Source organism: Actinoplanes sp. NBRC 103695 (assembly GCF_030269485.1).
Classification (GTDB): domain Bacteria; phylum Actinomycetota; class Actinomycetes; order Mycobacteriales; family Micromonosporaceae; genus Actinoplanes.
Genome location: NZ_BSTL01000120.1, coordinates 1 through 720, shown reverse-complemented (window position 1 = coordinate 720; position 720 = coordinate 1). Strand labels below are relative to the sequence as shown.

General features: G+C 70.8%; 1 protein-coding gene. It reads left to right on the top strand.

From position 1 onward, the window contains the following. Positions 1–52: 52 nt before the first annotated feature. The coding region (locus QSK31_RS48525; RefSeq protein ID WP_285691998.1) for a hypothetical protein at positions 53–720 on the top strand (668 nt) is incomplete at its 3' end.

The window sequence follows — 720 nt, the reverse complement described above, 5'->3', positions numbered from 1 at the left end:
TGTGCTGGACGCGGCGCGCCGGTCGTTGGGTGCGGATATCAACTTGCCGGCCATGACGGATGTGCCCGACACCGTGGCTGGTCAGGTCGTGCGGGTGGACGATTCCGTGCGGCGCCTTCTTCCGGTCTTGACGGTTGATCAGCGGCGGGCGTTGCGCACGTTGAGCGCCGACACTGGGCTGGCTGGTCCGGGCAAGGTGGAACGCTTTCTGGGGTTGGAGCCGCCGGGGCTGACCGGTGAGCCGGATCCGGTTGCCGACCATTCCGCGCAGCTGGGTGTGCCGTACGCGGCTTTGGGTGACGGGCCGGGTCGGCCTCTGGCGGCGGTTCTCGGCTCGTCGGGGCGGGTTTCGCTGGCCGGGCTGCGTGATGCGGTGGGCGGTGAGTTCACGCAGGTGGCTCCGTCGGTGGTGGCGAATCAGTTGGAGTCGGGGGACGCGCTGGTTGCTGCGGTGCATGGTTGGCCGCCCGGCGCGACGCAGCCGCAGATGGTGTGGTTGTACCGGGGCAGCGACGGCAAGCCGCATTGGGCTGTCGAGGGGACGCCGGAGTTGAGCCCGGACGGGTCGGGGGATCCGCGGACCCGGTTGCTGGAGCAGCCGCATACCACCGTGGCGTTGCTGGGGCCCGGCTGGCGGGTGATCGACCCGCCGCCGCGTGCGGTGGTCTTCGAGCCGTCCTCCAGCAGTCTGTTCGTGTCGGTGCGGAGCCGGGCGTCGGG